Origin of the sequence: Streptomyces sp. MUM 2J (assembly GCF_022414535.1) — a bacterium.
Taxonomy (GTDB): Bacteria; Actinomycetota; Actinomycetes; order Streptomycetales; family Streptomycetaceae; genus Streptomyces.
This window is the reverse complement of sequence record NZ_JADWYM010000011.1, coordinates 132216-153048: the sequence shown is the minus strand read 5'-3', so window position 1 is coordinate 153048 and position 20833 is coordinate 132216. Positions and strand designations below refer to the sequence as shown.

At 73.1% G+C, this 20833-nt stretch carries 22 protein-coding genes and 1 pseudogene; 12 read left to right on the top strand and 11 right to left on the bottom strand.

The genetic code is table 11. The features are described 5' to 3' along the window. Nucleotides 1–369 precede the first annotated feature (369 nt). From I3F54_RS13125 to I3F54_RS13105, 5 genes and pseudogenes are all read right to left on the bottom strand, one after another. Nucleotides 370–975 carry a transposase gene (locus I3F54_RS13125; protein WP_308373444.1) on the bottom strand — a complete coding sequence of 202 codons (606 nt, stop codon included), beginning with the start codon at nt 973–975 and terminating at the stop codon, nt 370–372. Continuing rightward, nucleotides 930–1445 carry a winged helix-turn-helix domain-containing protein gene (locus I3F54_RS13120; protein WP_240118894.1) on the bottom strand — a complete coding sequence of 172 codons (516 nt, stop codon included), beginning with the start codon at nt 1443–1445 and terminating at the stop codon, nt 930–932. Before I3F54_RS13120 ends, I3F54_RS13125 begins: the two co-directional genes overlap by 46 nt. A gap of 135 nt (nt 1446–1580) precedes the next feature. Further along, nucleotides 1581–1853 (bottom strand): annotated as a pseudogene (locus tag I3F54_RS13115) (tyrosine-type recombinase/integrase); the annotation flags it as partial. Nucleotides 1854–1866: 13 nt separating this feature from the next. Next, a complete protein-coding gene (locus tag I3F54_RS13110; protein ID WP_240118879.1) occupies nt 1867–2727 on the bottom strand; it encodes a transglutaminase-like domain-containing protein in 861 nt (286 codons plus the stop codon). Nucleotides 2728–2745: 18 nt separating this feature from the next. Further along, nucleotides 2746–3819 (bottom strand): GNAT family N-acetyltransferase, encoded by a 1074-nt coding sequence (locus tag I3F54_RS13105; protein ID WP_240118878.1) that lies wholly within the window; start codon nt 3817–3819, stop codon nt 2746–2748. A gap of 141 nt (nt 3820–3960) precedes the next feature. Here I3F54_RS13105 and fdxA point away from each other — a divergent pair, with 141 nt between their 5' ends. Both fdxA and I3F54_RS13095 read left to right on the top strand, forming a co-directional pair. Continuing rightward, nucleotides 3961–4281, top strand: coding sequence for a ferredoxin (fdxA, locus tag I3F54_RS13100; protein WP_240118877.1), 321 nt, complete (start codon nt 3961–3963; stop codon nt 4279–4281). Nucleotides 4282–4449: 168 nt separating this feature from the next. Next, on the top strand, nt 4450–5541 hold the full coding sequence (locus I3F54_RS13095; protein WP_240118893.1) for a bifunctional succinyldiaminopimelate transaminase/glutamate-prephenate aminotransferase: 1092 nt from the start codon (nt 4450–4452) through the stop codon (nt 5539–5541). Between the two features lie 152 nt (nt 5542–5693). Here the strand turns inward: I3F54_RS13095 and I3F54_RS13090 are convergent, their stop codons facing one another. Beyond that, nucleotides 5694–6143 (bottom strand): ATP-binding protein, encoded by a 450-nt coding sequence (locus tag I3F54_RS13090; RefSeq protein ID WP_240118876.1) that lies wholly within the window; start codon nt 6141–6143, stop codon nt 5694–5696. A gap of 330 nt (nt 6144–6473) precedes the next feature. Further along, nucleotides 6474–7574: a heavy metal transporter gene (locus tag I3F54_RS13085; protein ID WP_240118892.1), complete on the bottom strand. Its 1101-nt coding sequence runs from the start codon at nt 7572–7574 to the stop codon at nt 6474–6476. Nucleotides 7575–7732: 158 nt separating this feature from the next. Here I3F54_RS13085 and dapE point away from each other — a divergent pair, with 158 nt between their 5' ends. Both dapE and I3F54_RS13075 read left to right on the top strand, forming a co-directional pair. Then, nucleotides 7733–8812, top strand: coding sequence for a succinyl-diaminopimelate desuccinylase (gene dapE / locus I3F54_RS13080; protein WP_240118875.1), 1080 nt, complete (start codon nt 7733–7735; stop codon nt 8810–8812). A 239-nt stretch (nt 8813–9051) separates the two neighbouring features. Continuing rightward, on the top strand, nt 9052–9810 hold the full coding sequence (locus I3F54_RS13075) for a TIGR00730 family Rossman fold protein (RefSeq protein WP_240118874.1): 759 nt from the start codon (nt 9052–9054) through the stop codon (nt 9808–9810). A 173-nt stretch (nt 9811–9983) separates the two neighbouring features. Here the strand turns inward: I3F54_RS13075 and folP are convergent, their stop codons facing one another. Beyond that, on the bottom strand, nt 9984–10844 hold the full coding sequence (gene folP, locus I3F54_RS13070) for a dihydropteroate synthase (protein ID WP_240118891.1): 861 nt from the start codon (nt 10842–10844) through the stop codon (nt 9984–9986). Nucleotides 10845–10970: 126 nt separating this feature from the next. Between folP and I3F54_RS13065 the strand changes: the two genes are divergently transcribed. Together I3F54_RS13065 and I3F54_RS13060 are read left to right on the top strand one after the other, a co-directional pair. Further along, nucleotides 10971–11327, top strand: coding sequence for a DivIVA domain-containing protein (locus I3F54_RS13065; RefSeq protein ID WP_240118873.1), 357 nt, complete (start codon nt 10971–10973; stop codon nt 11325–11327). Next, nucleotides 11324–11911 carry a DNA-3-methyladenine glycosylase I gene (locus I3F54_RS13060; RefSeq protein WP_308373440.1) on the top strand — a complete coding sequence of 196 codons (588 nt, stop codon included), beginning with the start codon at nt 11324–11326 and terminating at the stop codon, nt 11909–11911. Before I3F54_RS13065 ends, I3F54_RS13060 begins: the two co-directional genes overlap by 4 nt. Before the next feature lie 17 nt (nt 11912–11928). On the opposite strand, the gene I3F54_RS13055 is transcribed toward I3F54_RS13060, so the two are convergent. Continuing rightward, entirely contained in the window at nt 11929–12732 is an 804-nt protein-coding gene (locus I3F54_RS13055) for an enoyl-CoA hydratase/isomerase family protein (RefSeq protein WP_240118872.1), read from the bottom strand. A 365-nt stretch (nt 12733–13097) separates the two neighbouring features. Between I3F54_RS13055 and I3F54_RS13050 the strand changes: the two genes are divergently transcribed. Next, a complete protein-coding gene (locus tag I3F54_RS13050) occupies nt 13098–13265 on the top strand; it encodes a DUF3117 domain-containing protein (protein WP_003966491.1) in 168 nt (55 codons plus the stop codon). A gap of 129 nt (nt 13266–13394) precedes the next feature. Here the strand turns inward: I3F54_RS13050 and I3F54_RS13045 are convergent, their stop codons facing one another. Next, on the bottom strand, nt 13395–14093 hold the full coding sequence (locus I3F54_RS13045) for an O-methyltransferase (protein WP_308373448.1): 699 nt from the start codon (nt 14091–14093) through the stop codon (nt 13395–13397). Nucleotides 14094–14256: 163 nt separating this feature from the next. Between I3F54_RS13045 and sigE the strand changes: the two genes are divergently transcribed. The 5 genes from sigE (at nt 14257) to I3F54_RS13020 (ending at nt 19453) form a co-directional block, all read left to right on the top strand. After that, nucleotides 14257–15024 carry an RNA polymerase sigma factor SigE gene (gene sigE, locus I3F54_RS13040; protein WP_240118871.1) on the top strand — a complete coding sequence of 256 codons (768 nt, stop codon included), beginning with the start codon at nt 14257–14259 and terminating at the stop codon, nt 15022–15024. After that, complete coding sequence (locus I3F54_RS13035) at nt 15021–15992, top strand: anti-sigma factor (protein ID WP_240123703.1); 972 nt, start codon at nt 15021–15023, stop codon at nt 15990–15992. The genes sigE and I3F54_RS13035 overlap by 4 nt, the downstream gene beginning before the upstream one ends. Nucleotides 15993–16122: 130 nt before the next feature. Beyond that, the gene (locus I3F54_RS13030; RefSeq protein WP_240118869.1) at nt 16123–17928 is read left to right on the top strand and encodes a trypsin-like peptidase domain-containing protein; all 1806 of its coding nucleotides are present in this window, start codon (nt 16123–16125) and stop codon (nt 17926–17928) included. Between the two features lie 187 nt (nt 17929–18115). Next, a complete protein-coding gene (locus I3F54_RS13025) occupies nt 18116–18553 on the top strand; it encodes a sec-independent translocase (RefSeq protein ID WP_240118868.1) in 438 nt (145 codons plus the stop codon). Nucleotides 18554–18742: 189 nt separating this feature from the next. Continuing rightward, nucleotides 18743–19453: a hypothetical protein gene (locus I3F54_RS13020; RefSeq protein WP_240118867.1), complete on the top strand. Its 711-nt coding sequence runs from the start codon at nt 18743–18745 to the stop codon at nt 19451–19453. A 205-nt stretch (nt 19454–19658) separates the two neighbouring features. Here I3F54_RS13020 and I3F54_RS13015 read toward each other — a convergent pair whose 3' ends face one another. Further along, nucleotides 19659–20792 (bottom strand): Mrp/NBP35 family ATP-binding protein, encoded by a 1134-nt coding sequence (locus tag I3F54_RS13015; protein ID WP_240118866.1) that lies wholly within the window; start codon nt 20790–20792, stop codon nt 19659–19661. Between the last annotated feature and the right edge of the window lie 41 nt (nt 20793–20833).

The window sequence follows — 20833 nt, the reverse complement described above, 5'->3', positions numbered from 1 at the left end:
CGAGGATCGGGCCGAGCCGGTAACGGCGTCCCTGCCGACGGCGCGGATCGGGCAGCACGTCGAGGACGTCGGCGAGGTCCAGCAGGCGGTCGGGATCGTCGGGGGTGGAGCCCGCATCGTGGTCGAGGTGGCGGGACATAGCAGTGATCAGCAAGGATGGCATCCGGAAGCGGTTCGTTGTGATGAGGCGTCAGATACCTCCATCATCACGAACCGCTTCCTTCAGTTGATCACCTGACCACACCCCGACAACTCACCCTCACCCGGCAGTTCAGGACGTCTCGCCGCCTGAGAACGCACGAGCCCTGGGGCTTCAGTGGCGTCTGACGGCAGTAGTTGACGCTGAGGTTGAAAGGGTGGGGTGACAGGCTACGGAGGCTCCAGACCGAGTGCGGTCTCCGCTATGAAGCCGTTGAGGATCTCGGGTCGGCGTTGGATGCCGCGTAAGCGGTTCTTCACGAGTGGGGTGAGGTCGTCGATCGTGCGGGGTGCGAGGTTGGCCAGGGACTTCTTCAGGTGGGCCCAGACACCTTCGACGGGGTTGAGGTCGGGTGCGTAGGGCGGGAGCTTGACGATGGTGAGCCAGTCGCTGTTGCGGTTGCAGAACTCCCGTAAGGGCTTGGCGTGGTGGGTGCTGGCGTTGTCCCACGCAACGATCAGCGGGGCACCGTCGAGCTGCCGCCGGGCAGAGGTCAACAGGTCGGCGAACTCGCGGGCCCGGAAGCCTTTCTTCTCGCCCGTGCGGCCTCGGTACGTCTGAATCCGGTAGATCAGCCTGGTCTCGCGGCCCGGTCTGACGCAGATCATCCCGGCCATCAGGACCCGACCAGAACCCTTGCCCACCACTCTGACCAGCGGAGTCCTACCTCGCTGCGACCATGTACGACCCTTGCCGGGTTTCAGGTCCTGCCCGGCCTCGTCCTCAAAGGCTATCCACGCGCCCAGGAGCTGGGCCGTCCTCTTACCCGTGACCACTGCTCCGTCCGCCACGCGGCGACGGCCTGTTCGTCCCGCTCGACGGCCCGGTGCGCGGGGACCTGGGGTGACCAGCCCAGCCGGTGCAGCAGGTACGACACCCCACGCGGGGTGTACCGGTAGCCGAACAGGCGATGGATCAGCTCCGCGACCCTCGCCAGCGTCCAGCGCTGGTCCTCCGTCCAGCCGTGCGCGGCCGCCCCTGCCTCCAGCTCGACCTGCAGGCGTTCTGCCTGGGCGTAGCTGAGCTGACAGGGGAAGCCGCCAGCCCCCTTGGACGCCAGAGCTGCTTTGCCGCCCTGGCGCCAGGCGGCGTGCCAGGCGTACGCCGACTTCCGCGACACCCGCAACCTGCGGGCCACCTCCGGCGGCCGCACACCTTGCCCGAACATCTCCGCGGCCTCGAAGCGCACTGCTTCACGCTTAACCCACCCCACCGCGGTCAGACCGCCGCCATCCGCGTACCTCATGACGAGGATGTAGCAGGGCCAACGCCCACTGTCACCCCACCCTTTCAACCTCAGCGGCAACGCAGTCGGACGCCCGCGGCCCCCACGAGAAATCTCGTGGGGGCCGCGGGCGTCTTCGGTACGGCAGTGCCCGTCGAGCACGTCGCTCAGGGTGTCGATGGATTGGCGTTGGAGGCGGAGTCGGACGTGTGCGTAAGCGCCGGCAGTGACGCCGATATGGGCACGGCCCAACAGTTCCTTGATGACGACGAGGTCGACGCCTTGTTCCAGGAGCAGGGTGGCGGTCGAGTGGCGGAGGTCGTGGAAGCGGATTCGGCGGAGTCCGGCCCGGTTGAGGAAGCTGCGGAAGCGGCGGGTGAGGTTGGCGGGGCCAAGAGGCCGTCCAGTGGGCGTGGTGAAGACGAGTCCGATCGTCGAGACCTCAGTTGAGCCTCGCCCGAGCCGCCCGTGCCTCCCCCCGGAGTCGATCGGCGGCCTCCTCGTCGACCTTGGCGACCACCTCCGCGTACGCCTCCAGCTCCGCGGCACCCGCGGTGAACTCGCCCCGGCCAACCAGTAGCTGGGCGCGTTCGTGGCGCAGGCGGGCCGGGTGGGAGGGGAGTTGGAGGGACAGGTCCACGGCCCACAGGGCGACGTCGGACCGCTCGGGGCGGGCGGCTGCCCAGGCGCGGATGTTGTTCAGGACGCGCAGGACGACGTCGAGGGGGTCGGCGGGGGTGAGGTGCGCGGGGTCGAGCGGCGCCCCGGTGGCGCCGGCGACGAAGAGCTCCGCGTCCGTGCCGGTGAGGACCCGGCCGCCGTCGAAGGGGTCGGCGAGGACCTGCCGGTCCTCGGGGCCGAAGCCGACGACGAAGTGGCCGGGCAGGGCGACGCCGTGGACCGGTGCCCCGGCCCGCCGGGCGACCTCCAGCCAGACCACCGAGAGCAGGATCGGCAGCCCGCGGCGGCGTCGGAGGACCTCGTGGAGGAGGGACGACTCCAGGTGGCGGTAGTCGGCCTGGGTGCCGTGGAAGCCGTGGCGGGTGCCGAGGAGCCGGTGCAGGGCGGTCGCCCAGGCCTGCGGGCCGCCCGGCCGGAACGGCACCTCGCCGGCCAGCCGGTCCAGCTCCATCTGCGCGGCGTCCATGCCGGACTCGTCGAGGGAGCTGTCCCCGGCCGCCCCGATCAGCAGGCACAGCGCGGACAGGTCGGGGCGCTCGGAGCGGGCCTCGGCGGCGAACCGCCGGTGCAGTGCGGCGGAGCGCTCCGGGCTCGGGGGGTGGGGTGGTCGGCGCGGGTCCACGATGGTGCTCTGCCCTCCTCACCCAGCCCCGGAACCGGAATCGGAACCGGAACCGGAATCGGAACTGGAATCGGAACTGGAACTGGAATCGGAACTGGAACCAGCGTCGGGTGCGCGGTAGTGGTGGTATGCGTGGTGCGCGGTGAAGCCCATGCCGGTGTAGAGGGCCCGGGCGCCCTCGTTGTCGGCCTCCACCTGGAGCCAGGCCGCCGAGGCGCCCTCGTCCAGGGCCTGCCGGGCCAGCGCGGCCATCACGGTGGTGGCGAGGCCGCGCCGCCGCTGGTGCGGGTCCACCTCGACGGCGGCGAAACCGGCCCACCGTCCGTCCACCACGCACCGTCCGATGGCGGCCGGTGCGCCCTCGCCGGGCACGGTGGCGAACCACACCGAGGGCCCGCCGCCGAGCACGCGCAGCGCCACGTCGCTCACGCCCTTGCGCTGGTAGCGGGCCAGCCACGCCTCGTCCGCCCGCCGGGACAGCACGACCCCGCCGGCGTCCGCGCGGTCGGCCACCGGGGCCAGCGCGCCCACCCACAGTTCGGCGGTCACCTCACGCTCCCAGCCTCGCCGCTCCAGTCCCGCGCACAGCGGCTCCTGGCTGCCCTCGGCGCCGGTCGCGGTCTGGACGTAGGCGGGCAGCCCGCGCGCGTGGTACCAGCGCCGCACGGTGTCCAGCGCGTCGTCGAGGGACAGGCCGGGGTCGCCCAGCGGCAGTACGGAGTTGGCGCGCCGGGTGAACCCGGCGGCGGCGCGCAGCTCCCAGTCGCCGAGCCGCTCGCTCTCCACGGGCCGCCACGCGCGGGCGGCGACCCGGGCCAGCTCCTCGTAGGAGGCGGCCGGGCCGCGGCGGCGCGCCGGCGCCGCCGGTACGACCTTTCCCGCGACCAGTGCGGACTCCGGAATCAGGACGCCCGCCCCGTTCTTTTGTGTGATCACCAACACACCGTCGTCCCAGGATGTGAGAACACCCACCGTGTCGGTGAATTTCGCCCCACCGTCCCCAGGGCTGCTCAGGCGCCGTACGGAGACCCGTTTACCCACGTCAGCAGCGGTGATACGGACCTCGAGGCGCCCGGCGGCAGAGATTTCCACAGGTCAGTTCACCCCTCCTGTTCGGATCATGCCCAGGAACGGAGATACTAGGGGCGGGCATCGACGACGCCGCGCTCCCGCGCGCCAGGCGGCGGAGCCTGTGGGAGGCCCGCCAGCGCCCTATCGAGGAGGAACGACAGCGTGACCTACGTCATCGCAGAGCCTTGTGTCGACGTCAAGGACAAGGCGTGCATCGAGGAGTGTCCGGTCGACTGCATCTACGAGGGCAAGCGGTCCTTGTACATCCACCCGGACGAATGCGTCGACTGTGGTGCCTGTGAGCCGGTCTGCCCGGTCGAGGCGATCTTCTACGAGGACGACACTCCGGAGGAGTGGAAGGACTACTACAAGGCGAACGTCGAGTTCTTCGACGAGCTGGGCTCGCCCGGCGGCGCCAGCAAGCTGGGGCTGATCGAGCGTGACCACCCCCTCGTCGAGGCACTGCCGCCGCAGGGCGAGTGACCCCGTAAGCGGCCCGCACGACTCAGCCGCGCCGCCTCGGTCCCGTACGGCCACGATCGCTCGGATCGGATCCGGTCGCCGCACGGGACCGAGGCGTTTGCCGTACCGACGAAAGTGAGCTCGATCCCCGTGTCCGCAGACCCCGCCCGCCCGGCCGCCCGCCCGTCCGTGACGTCGCTCCGCGACCGTCTCCCCGCCTTCCCGTGGGACCGGCTGGAGCCGTACAAGAAGACGGCCGCCGCCCACCCGGACGGCATCGTCGACCTCTCCGTCGGCACCCCGGTCGACCCGGTCCCCGAGCTGATCCAGAAGGCGCTGGTCGACGCGGCGGACTCGCCGGGCTATCCGACGGTGTGGGGTACCCCGGCGCTGCGCGACGCGATCACGGGCTGGCTGGAGCGGCGCCTGGGCGCCCGCGGGGTCACGCACCGGCACGTGCTCCCCGTCGTCGGATCCAAGGAACTGGTGGCCTGGCTGCCGACCCACCTCGGCCTCGGCCCCGGCGACAGGGTCGCCCACCCCCGCCTGGCGTACCCGACGTACGAGGTGGGCGCCCGCCTGGCCGGCGCCGACCACGAGGCCTACGACGACCCGACCGAGCTGGACCCGGCGAACCTCAGGCTGCTGTGGCTGAACTCCCCGTCCAACCCGACGGGCCGGGTGCTGTCCCGGGAGGAGCTGACCCGGATCGTGGCCTGGGCCCGCGAGCACGGCGTCCTCGTCCTCTCCGACGAGTGCTACCTGGAGCTGGGCTGGGAGGCCGACCCGGTGTCGGTCCTGCACCCCGACGTCAACGGCGGCTCCTACGACGGCATCGTCGCCGTCCACTCCCTGTCCAAGCGCTCCAACCTGGCCGGCTACCGCGCCGCCTTCGTGGCCGGCGACCCGGCCGTCCTCGGCCCGCTGCTGGAGATCCGCAAGCACGGCGGCATGATGACCTCGGCGCCGACCCAGGCGGCGGCGGTGGCCGCCCTCGGCGACGACGAGCACGTCCGCGTCCAGCGCGAGCGCTACGCGGCCCGCCGCGAGGCCCTGCGGGCGGCGCTGCTGGGCCACGGCTTCCGCATCGAGCACAGCGAGGCGAGCCTCTACCTGTGGGCGACCCGCGGAGAGTCCTGCTGGGACACCGTGTCCCACCTGGCCGAGCGCGGCATCCTGGTGGCCCCGGGCGACTTCTACGGCCCGGCGGGCGAGACGTTCGTCCGCGTGGCCCTGACGGCGACGGACGAGCGGATCGGGGCGGCCGTACGGCGCCTGTAGCGAGAAGAGGAACGAGAACCGCCACCCGCTGCCTGCTGAACGGTGCCCGCTACGGCCCGGCACCCGCCGCCCGCGCCTCCTCGGGTCGCCCGCGCACGCGACGGCGGGGTCCAGGTGGCGCACCTGGACCCCGCCGGTGTCGGCAGGGGGCGTCAGCCGCCCAGGGGCAGGCCCTTCAGCGGCAGGGACTGGGCGGCCCCGGCGCCCTTGGCCAGCCCGTCCGTGGGCAGCCCGCCCTTCGTCACGGTCGACGTGGTGCCGCCGAGGATCCGGCCGGCGGAGCCGGTGGCGTCACCGGCGGCCTTCTGCGCCGCGGGCGTCGCCTTCCGGACGGCCTTGCCGCCGCTCGTGCCCGCGGCCGGCACCGTCTGCTCGACCGCCTTGCCGCCGGTGCCGCCCGCGAGGCCGGTGGCACTCTGCACCGCGCCGTCCGCGGTGGCGCCGGCGCCGGCCGCGTCCAGGGCGGTCAGTCCGCCGAGGTTCGGGGTCGCCGGAAGGGCGGGGGCCGCGCTGGCGGAGCCGGCCGCACCGACCCCGGCAGCCGCTCCCGCTGCGACGAGCAGCGCGGCACGGGCGATCCGGCGGGTCAGGGGGAGGGTCATGATGCTCCTTCGACGGGGGAGGGCGGTGAACTGTCCGACGATTTGAGGCAGTTGAACCAGCCGATCATCGGGTCCGGACGCAGTGACTACCGCTTGAGGTCCGCGAAGGTTGCGGCGGGGCGACGTAAAGAATGGGCAATGCGTCGCATAATCACCTGCGGATATAAACGGGCAAAAGGCGCCCGGGGGAAAGTCCACCGGATGCTTGCGGCCCGGTGTTTCCAAGGGTTTCGGCGGAAACGGGGGCGAGTGCGCGCATACCTGCCCGCACTGCCTCCGGACCGTCCCCGCATAACCCGTCAGGGTGAGGGACCGCACTGCTGCCCGGCCCTACTGCCCGGCGACGATCCGCACCGCGTCCGCGTCCGCGTTCCGCCCCGGCCCGTCCCCGGAGCCGGGTCCGGAGCCGGGTCCGGAGCCGGACGCCGAACCGGAACCGGAACCGGCCGTGCTGCGCCAGCGGCCGTCGGTCGTGCCGGCGACCCACTCCCGGTCGGCGTAGGAGACGCGTTCGATGTGCAGGGCCGAGGCGTTGGCCACCGCCCAGTGCGCGAGCTGCCAGCCCCGCTCCCGCGCCGACCGCTGCCCGGCCCGGCCGCCCGGACCCGCCTCGGGTACCGGCACGGTCACCGTCCGCCCCGCGGCGTCCTCCGGTCCACCGGGCCGCCCGAACGCCGCGGACCCCGACCCGCCGGACGATCCGGGTGACTCGGATGATCCGGGTGTGCCGAGCGGACCGGATGCCTTGCCCGCCGCGGACGCGTCCGGCGAGGGCGTCGCCGCGGCCCGGCCGCTCACCTCCGCGCCGGCCATCTCGAACACGTCGCGCCCGAAGTCCCGTACGAGCGCCGCGCGCACCCCGTCCGGCCCCGCGCCCGGCCTCGTGTCCTTGCGGCCCCCGCAGGTCAGCGTGGCCGCGGAGCGTCCCGTCAGGGCGGCGGACAGCAGCGCCGCGTCCGACTCGTGCTTGGCGTACGCCTCCGGGTAGCCGCTGCGCTGCACGCGCTGCGCGGCGACCGTGAGGGGCAGTCCCGTGTAGCCGGGGACCTTCACCAGGTGCTGGTAGAAGGCGCCCGCCGCGTACGTCGGGTCCATGATCTGCCGCGGGGTGCCCCAGCCTTGCGACGGCCGCTGCTGGAACAGGCCCAGCGAGTCCCGGTCGCCGTGGTCGATGTTGCGCAGCCCGGACTCCTGCAACGCCGTCGCCAGCGCGATCGTCACGGCCCGCTCGGGCAGATCGCGGCCGGTGCCGACGGCCGCGATCGTCGCGGCGTTCACCGCCTGCTCCGGCGTGAAGGCGTACGACGCCGCACCGCCCGCCCCCGAGACGACCCGGCAGCCCGGCGCGCCGCCACCCCCGGTCACGTACTGCACCGTGAGATAGCCCGCGACCGCACCCAGCGCGACCAGCCCGGCGCCGAACCGGAGCAGGCGACGGCGGCGCCCCGGGGGCGCGGGCGTCGGTGAGGCGTGAGGCGTGGGGGACGGCTCTGACACGCGGTACAAGGTACTGGAGGCCTCCGGAAGCCGGGAGTCCTGAGCAGGTTCGCGCAGCGCTTCCGCGGTTGCGGGGGGATAGGGTCGCGGGCATGGCCGACACCCCGCTTGACCTCACGCTGGACGCTGCGGAGCTGACCGCGCAGCTCGTCGACTTCGCCTCCGAGAGCGGCACCGAGAAGCCGCTCGCGGACGCGATCGAGACCGCGCTGCGCGCCCTGCCGCACCTGACGGTGGACCGGTACGGCAACAACGTCGTCGCGCGCACCCATCTCGGCCGGTCCGAGCGCGTGATCCTCGCCGGCCACATCGACACCGTGCCGATCGCCGACAACGTCCCCTCCCGCCTCGACGGCGAGGGATTCCTGTGGGGTTGCGGCACCTGCGACATGAAGTCGGGTGTCGCCGTGCAGCTGCGCATCGCGGCCACCGTTCCGGCGCCCAACCGCGACCTCACGTTCGTCTTCTACGACAACGAGGAAGTCGCCGCCGAACTCAACGGGCTCCGGCACATCGCGGAGGCGCACCCCGACTGGCTGGCGGGCGACTTCGCGGTGCTGCTGGAGCCGTCGGACGGGCAGGTCGAGGGCGGCTGTCAGGGCACCCTGCGGGTGCTGCTCAGGACCGGCGGCGAGCGGGCCCACTCCGCCCGCAGCTGGATGGGTTCCAACGCCATCCACGCGGCGGCGCCGATCCTCGCGCGGCTGGCGGCGTACGAGCCGCGGTACCCGGTGATCGACGGCCTGGAGTACCGCGAGGGCCTCAACGCGGTCGGCATCTCCGGGGGTGTGGCGGGCAACGTCATCCCCGACGCGTGCGTGGTCACGGTGAACTTCCGCTACGCACCGGACCGCACCGAGCAGGAGGCGATCGCGCACGTGCGCGAGGTCTTCGCGGACTGCGGGGTGGAGGAGTTCGTCGTCGACGACCACAGCGGTGCCGCCCTGCCCGGACTGTCCCATCCGGCCGCTGCCGCCTTCATCGAGGCGGTCGGCGGCACCCCGCAGCCCAAGTACGGCTGGACGGACGTCTCCCGCTTCTCGGCGCTCGGCGTCCCCGCGGTCAACTACGGTCCGGGCAACCCGCACCTGGCGCACCGGCGGGACGAGCGCGTCGAGACGGCGAAGATCCTCTCGGCGGAGGCGCGGCTCAGCGACTGGCTCACCGGCTGACGGCACGGGCTCGGCGGACCGAGCCGGGAGCAGGGCAGCGAGCAGGGGCCGCCCGTCCGGGGCGCGTTCGCGGTGTCGGCCGGAGAGCCCGGCGCGGGCGTCCCGTCCGCCGGGGGGAGCGCGGCCGGACGGGACGTTTCCCGACCGGCCCCGGTGGCGGACATGCTCACGTCCCCCGTCCGTAACCACCGTGGATCTACGCTGAGGTGGAAAGACAGCACGACGGAGGGAGCGCGTACATGGCTACCGGCAACCCCGAGGGCAAGAAGACGCCACCGGACGAGCAGCGCCTGGGACCGGTCCTCCGGCGGCGCGGCCAGGTGACGGCGAGCACGACGGACCAGCGCCTGCTGGACGTGGGCGGCCCGTCGGACTGGGTCCACACCGATCCCTGGCGGGTGCTGCGCATCCAGTCGGAGTTCATCGAGGGCTTCGGCACGCTGGCCGAACTGCCCGAGGCGATCAGCGTGTTCGGCTCCGCGCGGACACCGGCCGACTCCCCGGAGTACGAAGCCGGGGTGCGCCTCGGCCGGGGCCTGGTGGACGCGGGCTTCGCCGTCATCACGGGCGGCGGACCGGGCGCCATGGAGGCGGCGAACAAGGGCGCGTGCGAGGCGGGCGGTATCTCGGTGGGCCTCGGCATCGAGCTGCCCTTCGAGCAGGGGCTGAACCCCTACGTCGACATCGGCCTGAACTTCCGCTACTTCTTCGTGCGGAAGATGATGTTCGTCAAGTACGCGCAGGGGTTCGTCGTCCTGCCCGGCGGACTCGGCACCCTCGACGAACTCTTCGAGGCCCTCACCCTCGTCCAGACCCAGAAGGTCACCCGCTTCCCCATCGTCCTCTTCGGCAGCGCCTACTGGGGCGGTCTGGTCGACTGGCTCATGAACACGCTGGTGGCGCAGGGGAAGGCCGCCGAGAAGGACCTGTTGCTCTTCCACGTCACGGACGACGTGGAGGAGGCCGTGGCCCTGGTGTCCAAGGAGGCGGGCCGCTGAACCGGCCCCACGGCCGGCGGCACCCGCTCCTGCGCCCCTTCCTTCCCCGGCGCCGCACCCTCCGCCGTCCGCCCGCCCGTCATCCGCCGCAGCGAGGCTGCTCCCGGCGTCCGCCGTGACGAGGCCTCGCGGCCCCGTCCCTCAGCCCCCGCCGCGGTGGGCGCCCGGCGGCGTCACGCCAGGCCCCGCCGGGCCACCGCGGGCGTGCGGTGCCCCGCGATCGACGCCACCATGTCCAGGACCTGCCGCGTCTCCGCCACCTCGTGGACGCGGTACACCTGCGCCCCCAGCCAGGCCGACACCGCCGTGGTCGCCAGCGTGCCCAGCACCCGCTCCTTGACCGGCTTGTCCAGCGTCTCGCCGACGAAGTCCTTGTTGGACAGCGACACCAGCACCGGCCAGCCTGTGTCGACCATCTCGCCGAGCCGCCGCGTCGCCTCCAGACTGTGCCGCGTGTTCTTGCCGAAGTCGTGCCCGGGGTCGATCAGCACCGACTCCCGCGGCACCCCCAGCGCCACCGCGCGCTCCGCCAGGCCCACCGTCACCCGCAGGATGTCGGCCATGACGTCGTCGTACTCCACCCGGTGCGGGCGGGTGCGCGGCTCGGCGCCCCCGGCGTGCGTGCACACCAGGCCCACCCCGCGGCGCGCGGCGACCTCCGCCAGCCGCGGGTCCACCCCGCCCCACGCGTCGTTCAGCAGATCCGCGCCCGCCTCGCAGACCGCCTCCCCGACCCCGGCCCGCCAGGTGTCCACGCTGATGACCACGTCGGGGAACCGGCGCCGCACCTCCGCCACGAAGCCGACCGTGCGCCGCGCCTCCTCCTCGGCGGTCACCTCCTCGCCCGGACCGGCCTTCACCCCCCCGACGTCGATGATCGCCGCACCCTCGGCCACCGCCTGCTCCACCCGGGCCAGCGCCGGCTCGTCGCGGAAGGTGGCCCCACCGTCGTAGAAGGAGTCCGGGGTCCGGTTCACGATCGCCATGATCACCGGCTCGTGCGCGCCGAATTCACGCCTGCCCAGCCTGAGCATCCCCTGTGACCTCTCCAGTCCGTCCCGGTCTTCCACCGCCTGCGACCCTAACCGCCTGGGCCGCATGGCACGATCGGACCCTGACACACTCCGGACACCGAGCACACCAACCGTGGGGATGCAGCGATGGTTATGTTCCTGTTCCTGGTCGTCGCGCTCGCCGTCGTGGCCGCCGCGGTGATGCTCGCCGTGGTCGGCGGCGGCGAGGGCACGGGCCCGCTGCCCGAGGCGGCCCCCGAGCGGCTGCACGACCCGCTGCCCCCCGACCGCCCCGTCGACCGCGCGGACATCGACCACCTCCGCTTCCCGCTCGCGGTCCGCGGCTACCGCATGGCCGACGTCGACGACGCCCTGGACCGCGTCGCCGCCGAACTCGCCGAGCGCGACGCCCGCATCGCCGACCTGGAGTCAGCGCTGGCGGGAGCCCGGGCCGCCGCCGCGCAGCAGCCCCCGCGGGACGAACGGCGGGAGGACCGGCAGTGAGCGACGGCATTGCCCTCGCGGGCCCGGACGGCGCCCTGCGCTGCCCGTGGGCCCTGTCCACGCCGGACTACGTCGCCTACCACGACGAGGAGTGGGGCCGCCCGGTCCACGGCGACGACGCCCTGTTCGAGCGCCTGTCCCTGGAGGCGTTCCAGTCCGGCCTGTCGTGGATCACCATCCTGCGCCGCCGCCCCGGCTTCCGCGCCGCCTTCGCCGGCTTCGAGATCGCCGAGGTCGCCGGGTTCGCCGACGCCGACCGCGAGCGCCTGCTCACCGACGCCGGGATCATCCGCAACCGCGCCAAGATCGACGCCACGCTCGCCAACGCGCGGGTGCTCGCCACGTGGCAGCCGGGCGAACTGGACCGGCTGATCTGGTCCCACGCCCCCGACCCGGCGGCCCGCCCGGTCCCGCGGTCCCTCGCCGACGTCCCCGCGGTCACCGCCGAGTCGACGGCCCTGTCCAGGGCCCTGAAGCAGCGGGGCCTGCGCTTCGTCGGCCCGACGACGGCGTACGCCCTGATGCAGGCCTGCGGGCTGGTCGACGACCACCTCGGGACCTGCGTCGCACGCCGTCGCCCCTGAGCCCGGCGCCGGCCGGCTCAGCGGCCGAGGTACTTCGGCTTCTCCTTGTTCACGAAGGCCTGCACGGCGATGGCGTGGTCCTCGGAGGAGCCCGCGCGGGTCTGGAGCTCGTCCTCCTTCTCCAGGGTCTCCGCCAGGGAGTGCGTCAGCCCGTAGGCCATGGCCTCCTTCAGTGCCGCGTACGCCACCGTCGGCCCCTCCGCCAGTGCCCGGGCCACCGCCTCGGCCTCCGACCGCAGGTCGGCGGCCGGCACCACGCGGTTGGCGATGCCCAGCTCGAACGCCTCCTGCGCGGTGATGCTGCGCGGGAAGAGCAGCAGGTCGGCGGCGCGGCCGGGGCCGATGACCCGCGGCAGTGTCCAGGAGATGCCCGAGTCGGCGGTCAGGGCCACGCCCGCGAAGGAGGTGTTGAAGCCGGCCGTGTCCGCCACGATCCGGTGGTCGGCCGCCAGCGCGAAACCGAAGCCCGCGCCCGCCGCGACCCCGTTCACCGCCGCGACCACCGGCTTCGGCGCCCCGGCGAGCGCCCGCACGATGGGGTTGTAGTGCTCGCGGACGGTGCTCATCGTCTGCCCCGAACCGGTCTCCCGGTCGGCGGCCAGCAGCCCGATGTGCTCCTTGAGGTCCTGGCCCACGCAGAACGCCCGGTCGCCGGCCGCCGTCAGCAGCACCGCCCGGACGGCGTCGTCGCCCGCCGCTGACTCGGCCGCGTCCCGGAGGGCGACCTTGGTCGCGACGTTCAGCGCGTTCATCGCCTCGGGGCGGTTCAGCGTGATGGTCGCGAGCCCGTCGTTCACCTCGTAGAGCACGGTGTCGGCCATGGTGTTCCCTCCGGTGTCGAGCAGCGGCGTACCGGACGGTACGCCGTGGGTACGAAGGACAGCATGGCGGAGTTCGGGGACGGCGGACCGGGTCGGTGGTGTGACCTGCGTCAAAGGGCGAAGAAGCGATACGGCCGCGCAGTATCGCAGCCACATCGCCGAATTGGGTGGTTTTGCTCGCGCGCGTTGCCCAAGCGATGCCGACCGATGTTGGTCATCGGGTCCTGGGATGCGGGATAATGGCTGGGAAGCAATGTGTTCGATGCCGGTGTCGCGTGTCCGGGGTTCTTTGCACCAGGGACAGCGCGTGCCCTTCAGGGGCCGTCGGCTGTGGCGATGAGCTGGTTTCAGGAAGGGGAACGAGCATGGCGGCCATGAAGCCGCGGACGGGCGATGGCCCGCTCGAGGTGACCAAGGAGGGGCGGGGCATCGTCATGCGCGTTCCGCTCGAAGGCGGCGGTCGACTCGTCGTCGAGCTGACCCCTGACGAGGCCGATGCCCTCGGCGACGCCCTCAAGAAGGTCGTCGGCTGACGCGCAAGCGACCACACCCTTTCAGTGGCCCCGGCATCGCACACGGTGCCGGGGCCACTGTTCGGACGGCTCCGCCGGGATGGTGCGGCCCGTGGCGGGCGCCGTGCCGTCGTTCGCGGGGTGGGGCCGTCAGCGCTTGACCGCGCACAGCAGGCCGTCGCCGACCGGCAGCAGCGACGGGACCAGGTCCTGGCTCTCGCGCACCGCCCGCAGCAGCTCCCGGATCCGTATGACCTCGGTCGGCTGCGGTCCGGAGTCCACCGTACGGCCGGCGGCGAACACCCCCTCGAAGACGACGAGGCCGCCCGTGCGCAGCAGGCGCAACGATTCAGCTAGGTAGTCCAGCAGCTCCAGGCGGTCGCCGTCGCAGAAGACGAGGTCGTATCCGGCGTCGGCGAGCCGGGGCAGCACGTCCAGGGCGCGGCCGGGGATGAACCGGGCCCGGTTGCTGGCGAACCCCGCGGCGCGGAAGGCCTGCCGGGCGAACTGCTGGTGCTCCGGCTCGGGATCCACGGTGGTCAGCACCCCGTCCGGGCGCATTCCGCGCAGCAGGTGGATTCCGGAGACGCCGCAACCGGTGCCGATCTCCGCGACCGCTTTCGCGTCCACGGTGGCGGCGAGCAACCCCAGGGCCGCGCCCGTGCCGGGCGTCACCGAGCGCAGCCCTGCCTCGCGGGCCCGGTCGCGGGCCCACCGCAGTGCTTCGTCCTCGGCGACATAGGCGTCGGCGAACGCCCAGCTCGTCTGCCGGTTGCCGGTAATGGCCCTCTCCTGTCCCCATGGTTGCTTCGGCGTGACTGTATCCGTTGGTGGCGGGAACCCGCAGATGGGACCAGGCGTTTAGAGGGGTGGTGGGGAGAACGGGGGGACACGGTTGGATCACGAAAAGGGACGGGACGCCGAGCAACTGCTGACGCAGCCGTATGAGCCGTATCAGCCCAGATCAAATTCTCGTAAAACCGCTTATCCGGTCCTAACGGGCGAGGTGGCTATGGTAGGGGCTCCACTGGACACCACCAGAGCTGACAGGGGAGGTGCGGCCGCGCCCGGAGACCGGGGACGAGCGCTGTGGCGCTTTCTCGGGTCGGCGGGCAGGCCGAAATCCGTGAACGACACCGCTGACCACAGCCACGCCGCCACACAGGACCGGACCGCGACCTTCTCCACCGACGCGGACGGTCCGGCGTGGACTCCGCCCACCTGGGAGGAGATCGTCAGCACGCACAGCGGCCGGGTGTACCGGCTCGCCTACCGTCTCACCGGCAACCAGCACGACGCCGAGGACCTCACCCAGGAGGTCTTCGTCCGTGTCTTCCGCTCCCTGTCCACCTACAGCCCGGGCACGTTCGAGGGCTGGCTGCACCGCATCACCACCAACCTGTTCCTCGACATGGTCCGCCGCAAGCAGCGCATCCGCTTCGACGCCCTCGGCGAGGACGCGGCGGAGCGGCTGGCCAGCAAGGAGCCCACGCCCCAGCAGCTCTTCCACGACGCCCACTTCGACGCCGACGTGCAGCAGGCCCTGGACACCCTCGCGCCCGAGTTCCGCGCCGCGGTCGTGCTGTGCGACATCGAGGGGCTGTCGTACGAGGAGATCGCCGCGACGCTCGGAGTGAAGCTCGGCACGGTCCGCTCCCGCATCCACCGCGGGCGCTCGCAACTGCGCAAGGCCCTGGCCCACCGTTCGCCGCAGGCCCGCGAGCGCCGCTCGCTGATGGCCCCGGTGCCGGTGCTGGGGGGAGGGGGCGCGACCGCGTGAGTGGATCACGTCCTGACCCGGCAGAGCAGCACCTGGGAGACCGACTCTCCGCCCTCGTGGACGGCGAACTCGGTCATGACGCGCGCGAGCGCGTACTGGCGCACGTGGCCACCTGCCCGAAGTGCAAGGCGGAGGTGGACGCCCAGCGCCGGCTGAAGAACGTCTTCGCGGAGATGGCCCCGCCACCTCCGTCCGAGAGCTTCCTGGCCCGCCTCCAGGGACTGCCCGCGGGAGGTGGTCCTGACGACGGCGGCACGCCGCTGGGCGGGGGCGGACTGGCCGGCCCCGCCTTCGGCAGACGTCCCGAGGGGTCCGTGGTTCCCGGGCCGTTCGGGATGAGCGGTGACGGCAGGTCCCCCTTCGGCTTCGACCTCGCCTCCGCCGGGCCGCCCGGTTCGGTCCTCCCGCCCGGGTCCGGCGATCGCGGCTTCCGCGTGCACCCCGTCGGCAGGGGCGAGGGCGACCGCCCGTCCTCCCGCGGGCTGAGGTTCGCCTTCGCCGCGGCCGGCGCGGTGTCCCTCGCCGCGCTCGCCCTCGGTGGCGTGACCTCCGGCATCCCGGCCGACGCCGACGCGCGCGGCGCCGGCAGCAGTGTCCTCCCGGCCCGCCCCCAGGGCACCGGGGGCACCACCGCACCGGAGAGCCAGCGCCGCCGGGTCGGCCCGCTGCTCGCCCACACCGGTCAGGGACGCGGCCTCGGGCAGACGCCGGCGGCGCCCACGGCGGTGTCCGCGCCGCTGCTGCCGGGTATCCCCCCGCCCGCAGGACGGCAGGACGCCGTGCCCACGTTCACCACACCGGTGATGGTCGGTGCCGCGGCCATGTCCCCACTCATACGCCCGCTGGAGGTCAACGCGCCGATCCTCCTGGCCGACCCCGCCGGGACATCGGGCGCCGCCACGCCGGGCCCGCTCGCCGCACCGCACCCCGCCTCGACGCCGTCGTCCACCGCCGCCGCTCCCCGCTGACCGGGCCTGCGTGGCCGGCCGCGAACCTGGTTGAATCCCGGGGGAGCCGTGTCCCCGTCAGCCGGGCGCGGCGTGGACGATCCGTGGGCGGCGCCGACATCGCCGTGCCGCGGCCAGCTGTGGGGAGAGCATGAACGAGGGGAAGCCCACGCAGGACCCGCCGCCCGGCACCGAGGACGCCGAGCCGGCCACGGCACCGAAGCCGGCGGGTGGCGGCTCGGCGGAGGGTGATCACGCCCTGGAACGCCCCGTGGGGGCCGACGACCGATCCGGCGACGAAACCGACGGGGACTTCCTGCTGAAGGGCCCGTCCGGCGCTGACGTGCCCGCGGGCGGGGAGCCGGTGTCCCCCGCTCCTGCCCGGCAGGCGGTCTCCGAGGCGTCCGTCGAGCGGTCCGTGCCCCTGCACGACCCCGATCCCTACGGCACCCCGCCCTACGGCGAGCCGGGCCCCTGGGCGCCCGCCCCGCCCGTGCAGCACCCCGCGGCGACCCCGGCCCAGGGCACGCCGCTGCCCGCGCCGGCGGGGCACGAGACCCTCCCGCCCAGGGCACCGGACCCCGGCCCGGCCGCTCCCGCGGGTCCCACCTGCGGCCCTGCCCCGGCCGCGGGGCAGCCGTTCGGACCCGGCACCTTCGCGGGACGGCCACTCGCCCCCGCCACCCCGGCAGGACCGGCCCCCGCCACGGCCTCCCCGGCGCTCGCGGCCGAGCACGCCCCGGGCGTGCCGGCCGACCCCTGGCACCGCTACGACCCGTGGGCGGTCGCGCACAACGGGCCGCTGCAGTACACCGGGGCCGGCGCCGAGAGCGAGCAGCGGCGCCGCCGGCGCCGCCGCAGGGGGGCGGTGGGCGCGGCGCTCGCGCTCGCGCTGGTGTCCGGCCTCGTCGGCGGGGCCGTAGGGGTGTACCTGGAGCGCAACGGCGGCGTGGGCGGCATCGAACTGCCTCAGGCCGGGAAGGAGCCCGCCGGGCGGGCCCCGGACAGCGTGGCGGGCATCGCCGCACGGGCCCTGCCCAGCGTCGTGACCCTGCACGTCAGCGGCTCCGGGGCGGCGGGCACCGGAACCGGCTTCGTACTCGACACCCGCGGCCACATCCTCACCAACAACCACGTCGTCGAACCCGCCGGGGGCGACGGCGTCATAACCGTCGTCTTCAACGGCGGGCAGAGCGCCGAGGCCGAGGTCGTAGGCCGCGACGCCGGCTACGACCTCGCCGTCGTCAAGGTGAGCGGCGTCAAGGGTCTGCGGCCGCTGCCGCTCGGCAACTCCGACAACGTCCGGGTCGGGGACCCCGTCGTGGCCATCGGCGCCCCCTTCGACCTGGAGGGCACCGTCACCTCCGGCATCATCAGCGCCAGGGAACGACCCATCACGGCGGGCGGGGAGAAGGGCGACGGCAGCGACGTGTCCTACGTCGACGCGCTGCAGACCGACGCACCCATCAACCCGGGCAACTCCGGCGGCCCCCTCCTCGACTCCCGGGCCCGCGTCATCGGCATCAACTCCGCCATCCGCTCCGCCGACGGCGGCTCCGACAGCGACGGCGGCCAGGCCGGCTCCATCGGGCTCGGCTTCGCCATCCCGATCAACCAGGGCAAGCGCGTCGCCGAGGAACTGATCAACACGGGCAGGGCCACCCACCCCGTCATCGGCATCACCCTCGACCTGGACTACGCCGGCGACGGTGCCCGCGTCGACGACCGGGGGAGCGACGGCGGCCCCGCCGTCACCACCGGCGGCCCCGGGGAGCGGGCGGGCATCGAGCCCGGCGACGTCATCACGGCCGTCGACGGCCAGCGCGTCCACTCGGGTGAGGAACTGATCGTCAAGACCCGCGCCCACCGCCCCGGCGACCGTCTGGAGCTCACTCTGGAACGCGGCACCCGGCAGCGAAAGGTTTCCCTGACGCTCGGCTCCTCCGGCGGTGGCTGACGGGCCCGCCGCCGGAGGGGACGAGAACGTCACCGGAGGGTCTTTCGAACCGGCTGCCGGCCGGCACTCGGCAAACATCGCGGAAAACCGTTCGGCCACGCCCACGCGGACACCTCGGGACGGTACCGGGCGGACCGGTACGACAGGTACCGTGGAGGCGGCCCGAGGACATCGCAAGGAGTTACAGGTGTTCAATGACATAGGACCGCTCGAGCTGGTCACGCTCGTCGTCCTTGCCGTGCTCGTCTTCGGTCCGGACAAGCTTCCGAAGGTCATCCAGGACGTGACCCGCACGATCCGGAAGATCCGCGAGTTCTCCGAGAGCGCCAAGCAGGACATCCGCAGCGAGCTGGGGCCGGAGTTCAAGGACTTCGAGTTCGAGGACCTCAACCCCAAGACGTTCATCCGCAAGCAGCTGGACAACGAAGAGCTGGGGCTGAAGGAGATCCGCAACGGTTTCGACCTGAAGAAGGAGATGGCCGAGGTCACCGATGCCGTGCAGAGCCGCGACGCGGAGTCCCCGTCGCCCTCCGCCGGCTCCGCGGCCGGGCGCGTCGACATGACCAAGAAGCCGGAGGCCCCCGGCAAGGACGACCGCCCTCCGTTCGACGCGGACGCCACCTGAGCCGGTACAGCTCAGGATCCGTGGAACGGGGCGCACACCCTGCCCCACGTGACACGTTTCATACCTCCCGACCGCCTCGTACGGCCTGGACGCGCCGCCCGACGCCTCGCGCGCCGGGCGGTTTCCGCGCTGCTCGGAGGAGGGTCGATATGCTGCCGAGTCGTTGTGCGGACCGGAGGAGTACGCCCGATGGGGGGCGGGCCGCGCCGGACCGACGAGAGCGAGGAGGCGTCCGGGCACATGGAGACGACGAGTGGGGCAGTCGCGCAGGCGCCGGACGCGGAGGGCGGACAACAGGTCCCCTCCGCCCGGCGCACGGTGTACGGCTACCTGAGCGCGCCCTTCCCGTGGTACGGCCTCGACGAGGCGTTCACGGGGCCGCGCTGGCTGATGCAGGTCGGTACGGCGGCCGACGGGGCCGTCGAGCACGGGTCCATCGGGCACGGGGACGAGCCCTCCGTGCGGACCGAGGCGACGGCTGAAGAGCGGGAGCGGTTCGCGGTCGTGGTGACCGTCGCGGCGAACCCGTCCCGGCGCAGCGCCGACGGCACGGGGCTGCTGGAGGCCACGACGGTGTCCTCGGCGGCGTGGCTCGCCGGGGTGGGACTGCTGTCGTTCACCTGGCCGGGGCAGATGGACCACAGTCTGCGGGACGACTGGCTGGAGCAGCAGACGGAGACGGCGTGGGTGCTGGCCGACGACCTCGACGGCTCGGACTGGTCGATGCTGTCCCTGCCGGTGGACGGTGTGCCGACGCCGTTCCACTACCGCGAGTCCGAGTTCGGCTGGGTGCTCGCCGGGTCGACGCGGCAGGGCGTGCACATCGGCGCGTACGGCAGAGGCATGAGCGCCTACGGCCTGGGCTTCGCCCAGATCAAGGACATCGCCGCCTACGCATGACAACAGGGGCGCCGACCGGTCGCGGCGCCCCTTTCCCGTGCCGACCGGGTCCTCGCCCGGCTGCCGGCCGGGCGGGCCCCTCACGCGGCACGCCGCGCCCCGAAGCGCGCCCGCGGGGGTGCTCCGGGGCGGGAACGGCGGGGACCAGTGCCGCAACAGGCGACATTCGCCCCGTCAAGGCGGGCGAACGTTGCCTGACGCGGTACTAGAACTTGTTCTTCGGGGTGATCCCCAGGGACAGGCCCGACAGGCCCCGCTGCCGTCCGCCCAGCTTGCCCGCGATCGCCCGCAGGGCCGAACCCGCCGGGGAGTCCGGGTCCGTCAGGACGACCGGCTTGCCCTCGTCGCCGCCCTCGCGGAGGCGGACGTCGATCGGGATCGAGCCGAGGACCGGCACCGTCGCACCCGTGGTGCGCGTGAGGCCGTCGGCGACGCGCTGGCCGCCACCGGTGCCGAACACATCGACCATCTCCCCGCAGTGCGGGCAGGGCAGACCGGACATGTTCTCCACGACGCCGACGATCTTCTGGTGGGTCTGCACGGCGATGGAGCCCGCGCGCTCGGCGACCTCCGCGGCGGCCTGCTGCGGGGTCGTCACGACCAGGATCTCGGCGTTGGGGACCAGCTGTGCCACGGAGATGGCGATGTCGCCGGTCCCGGGCGGGAGGTCCAGGAGGAGCACGTCGAGGTCGCCCCAGTAGACGTCCGCCAGGAACTGCTGCAGGGCGCGGTGCAGCATCGGTCCGCGCCAGACGACCGGGGCGTTGCCCGGGGTGAACATGCCGATGGAGATGACCTTCACGCCGTTCGCCGACGGCGGCATGATCATGTTCTCGACCTGGGTGGGACGCCCGTCCGTGCCGAGCATGCGCGGCACGCTGTGGCCGTAGATGTCGGCGTCGACGACACCGACCTTCAGGCCGTCGGCCGCCATGGCCGCCGCCAGGTTCACCGTCACCGACGACTTGCCGACGCCGCCCTTGCCGGACGCGACCGCGTAGACGCGGGTGAGGCTGCCCGGCTTGGCGAAGGGGACCTCGCGCTCGGTCTGGCCGCCGCGCAGCGCCGCCGCCAGTTCCTTGCGCTGCTCGTCGCTCATCACGTCGAGCGTGACGTCCACGCGGGTGACGCCCTCGACACGGGAGACCGCGTCGGTGACGCGCTGGGTGATCGTGTCACGCATGGGGCAGCCGGAGACCGTCAGGTACACGGTGACCGCGACCGTTCCGTCCGCGCCGATCTCCACCGATTTGACCATCCCGAGCTCGGTGATGGGTCGGTTGATCTCGGGGTCGTTCACCGTCGCCAGTGCCTCGCGCACCGCGTCTTCGCTAGCCATAGGGTCGATGGTACGGCTCGGTAGCCGTGCCCCGGAAAGCC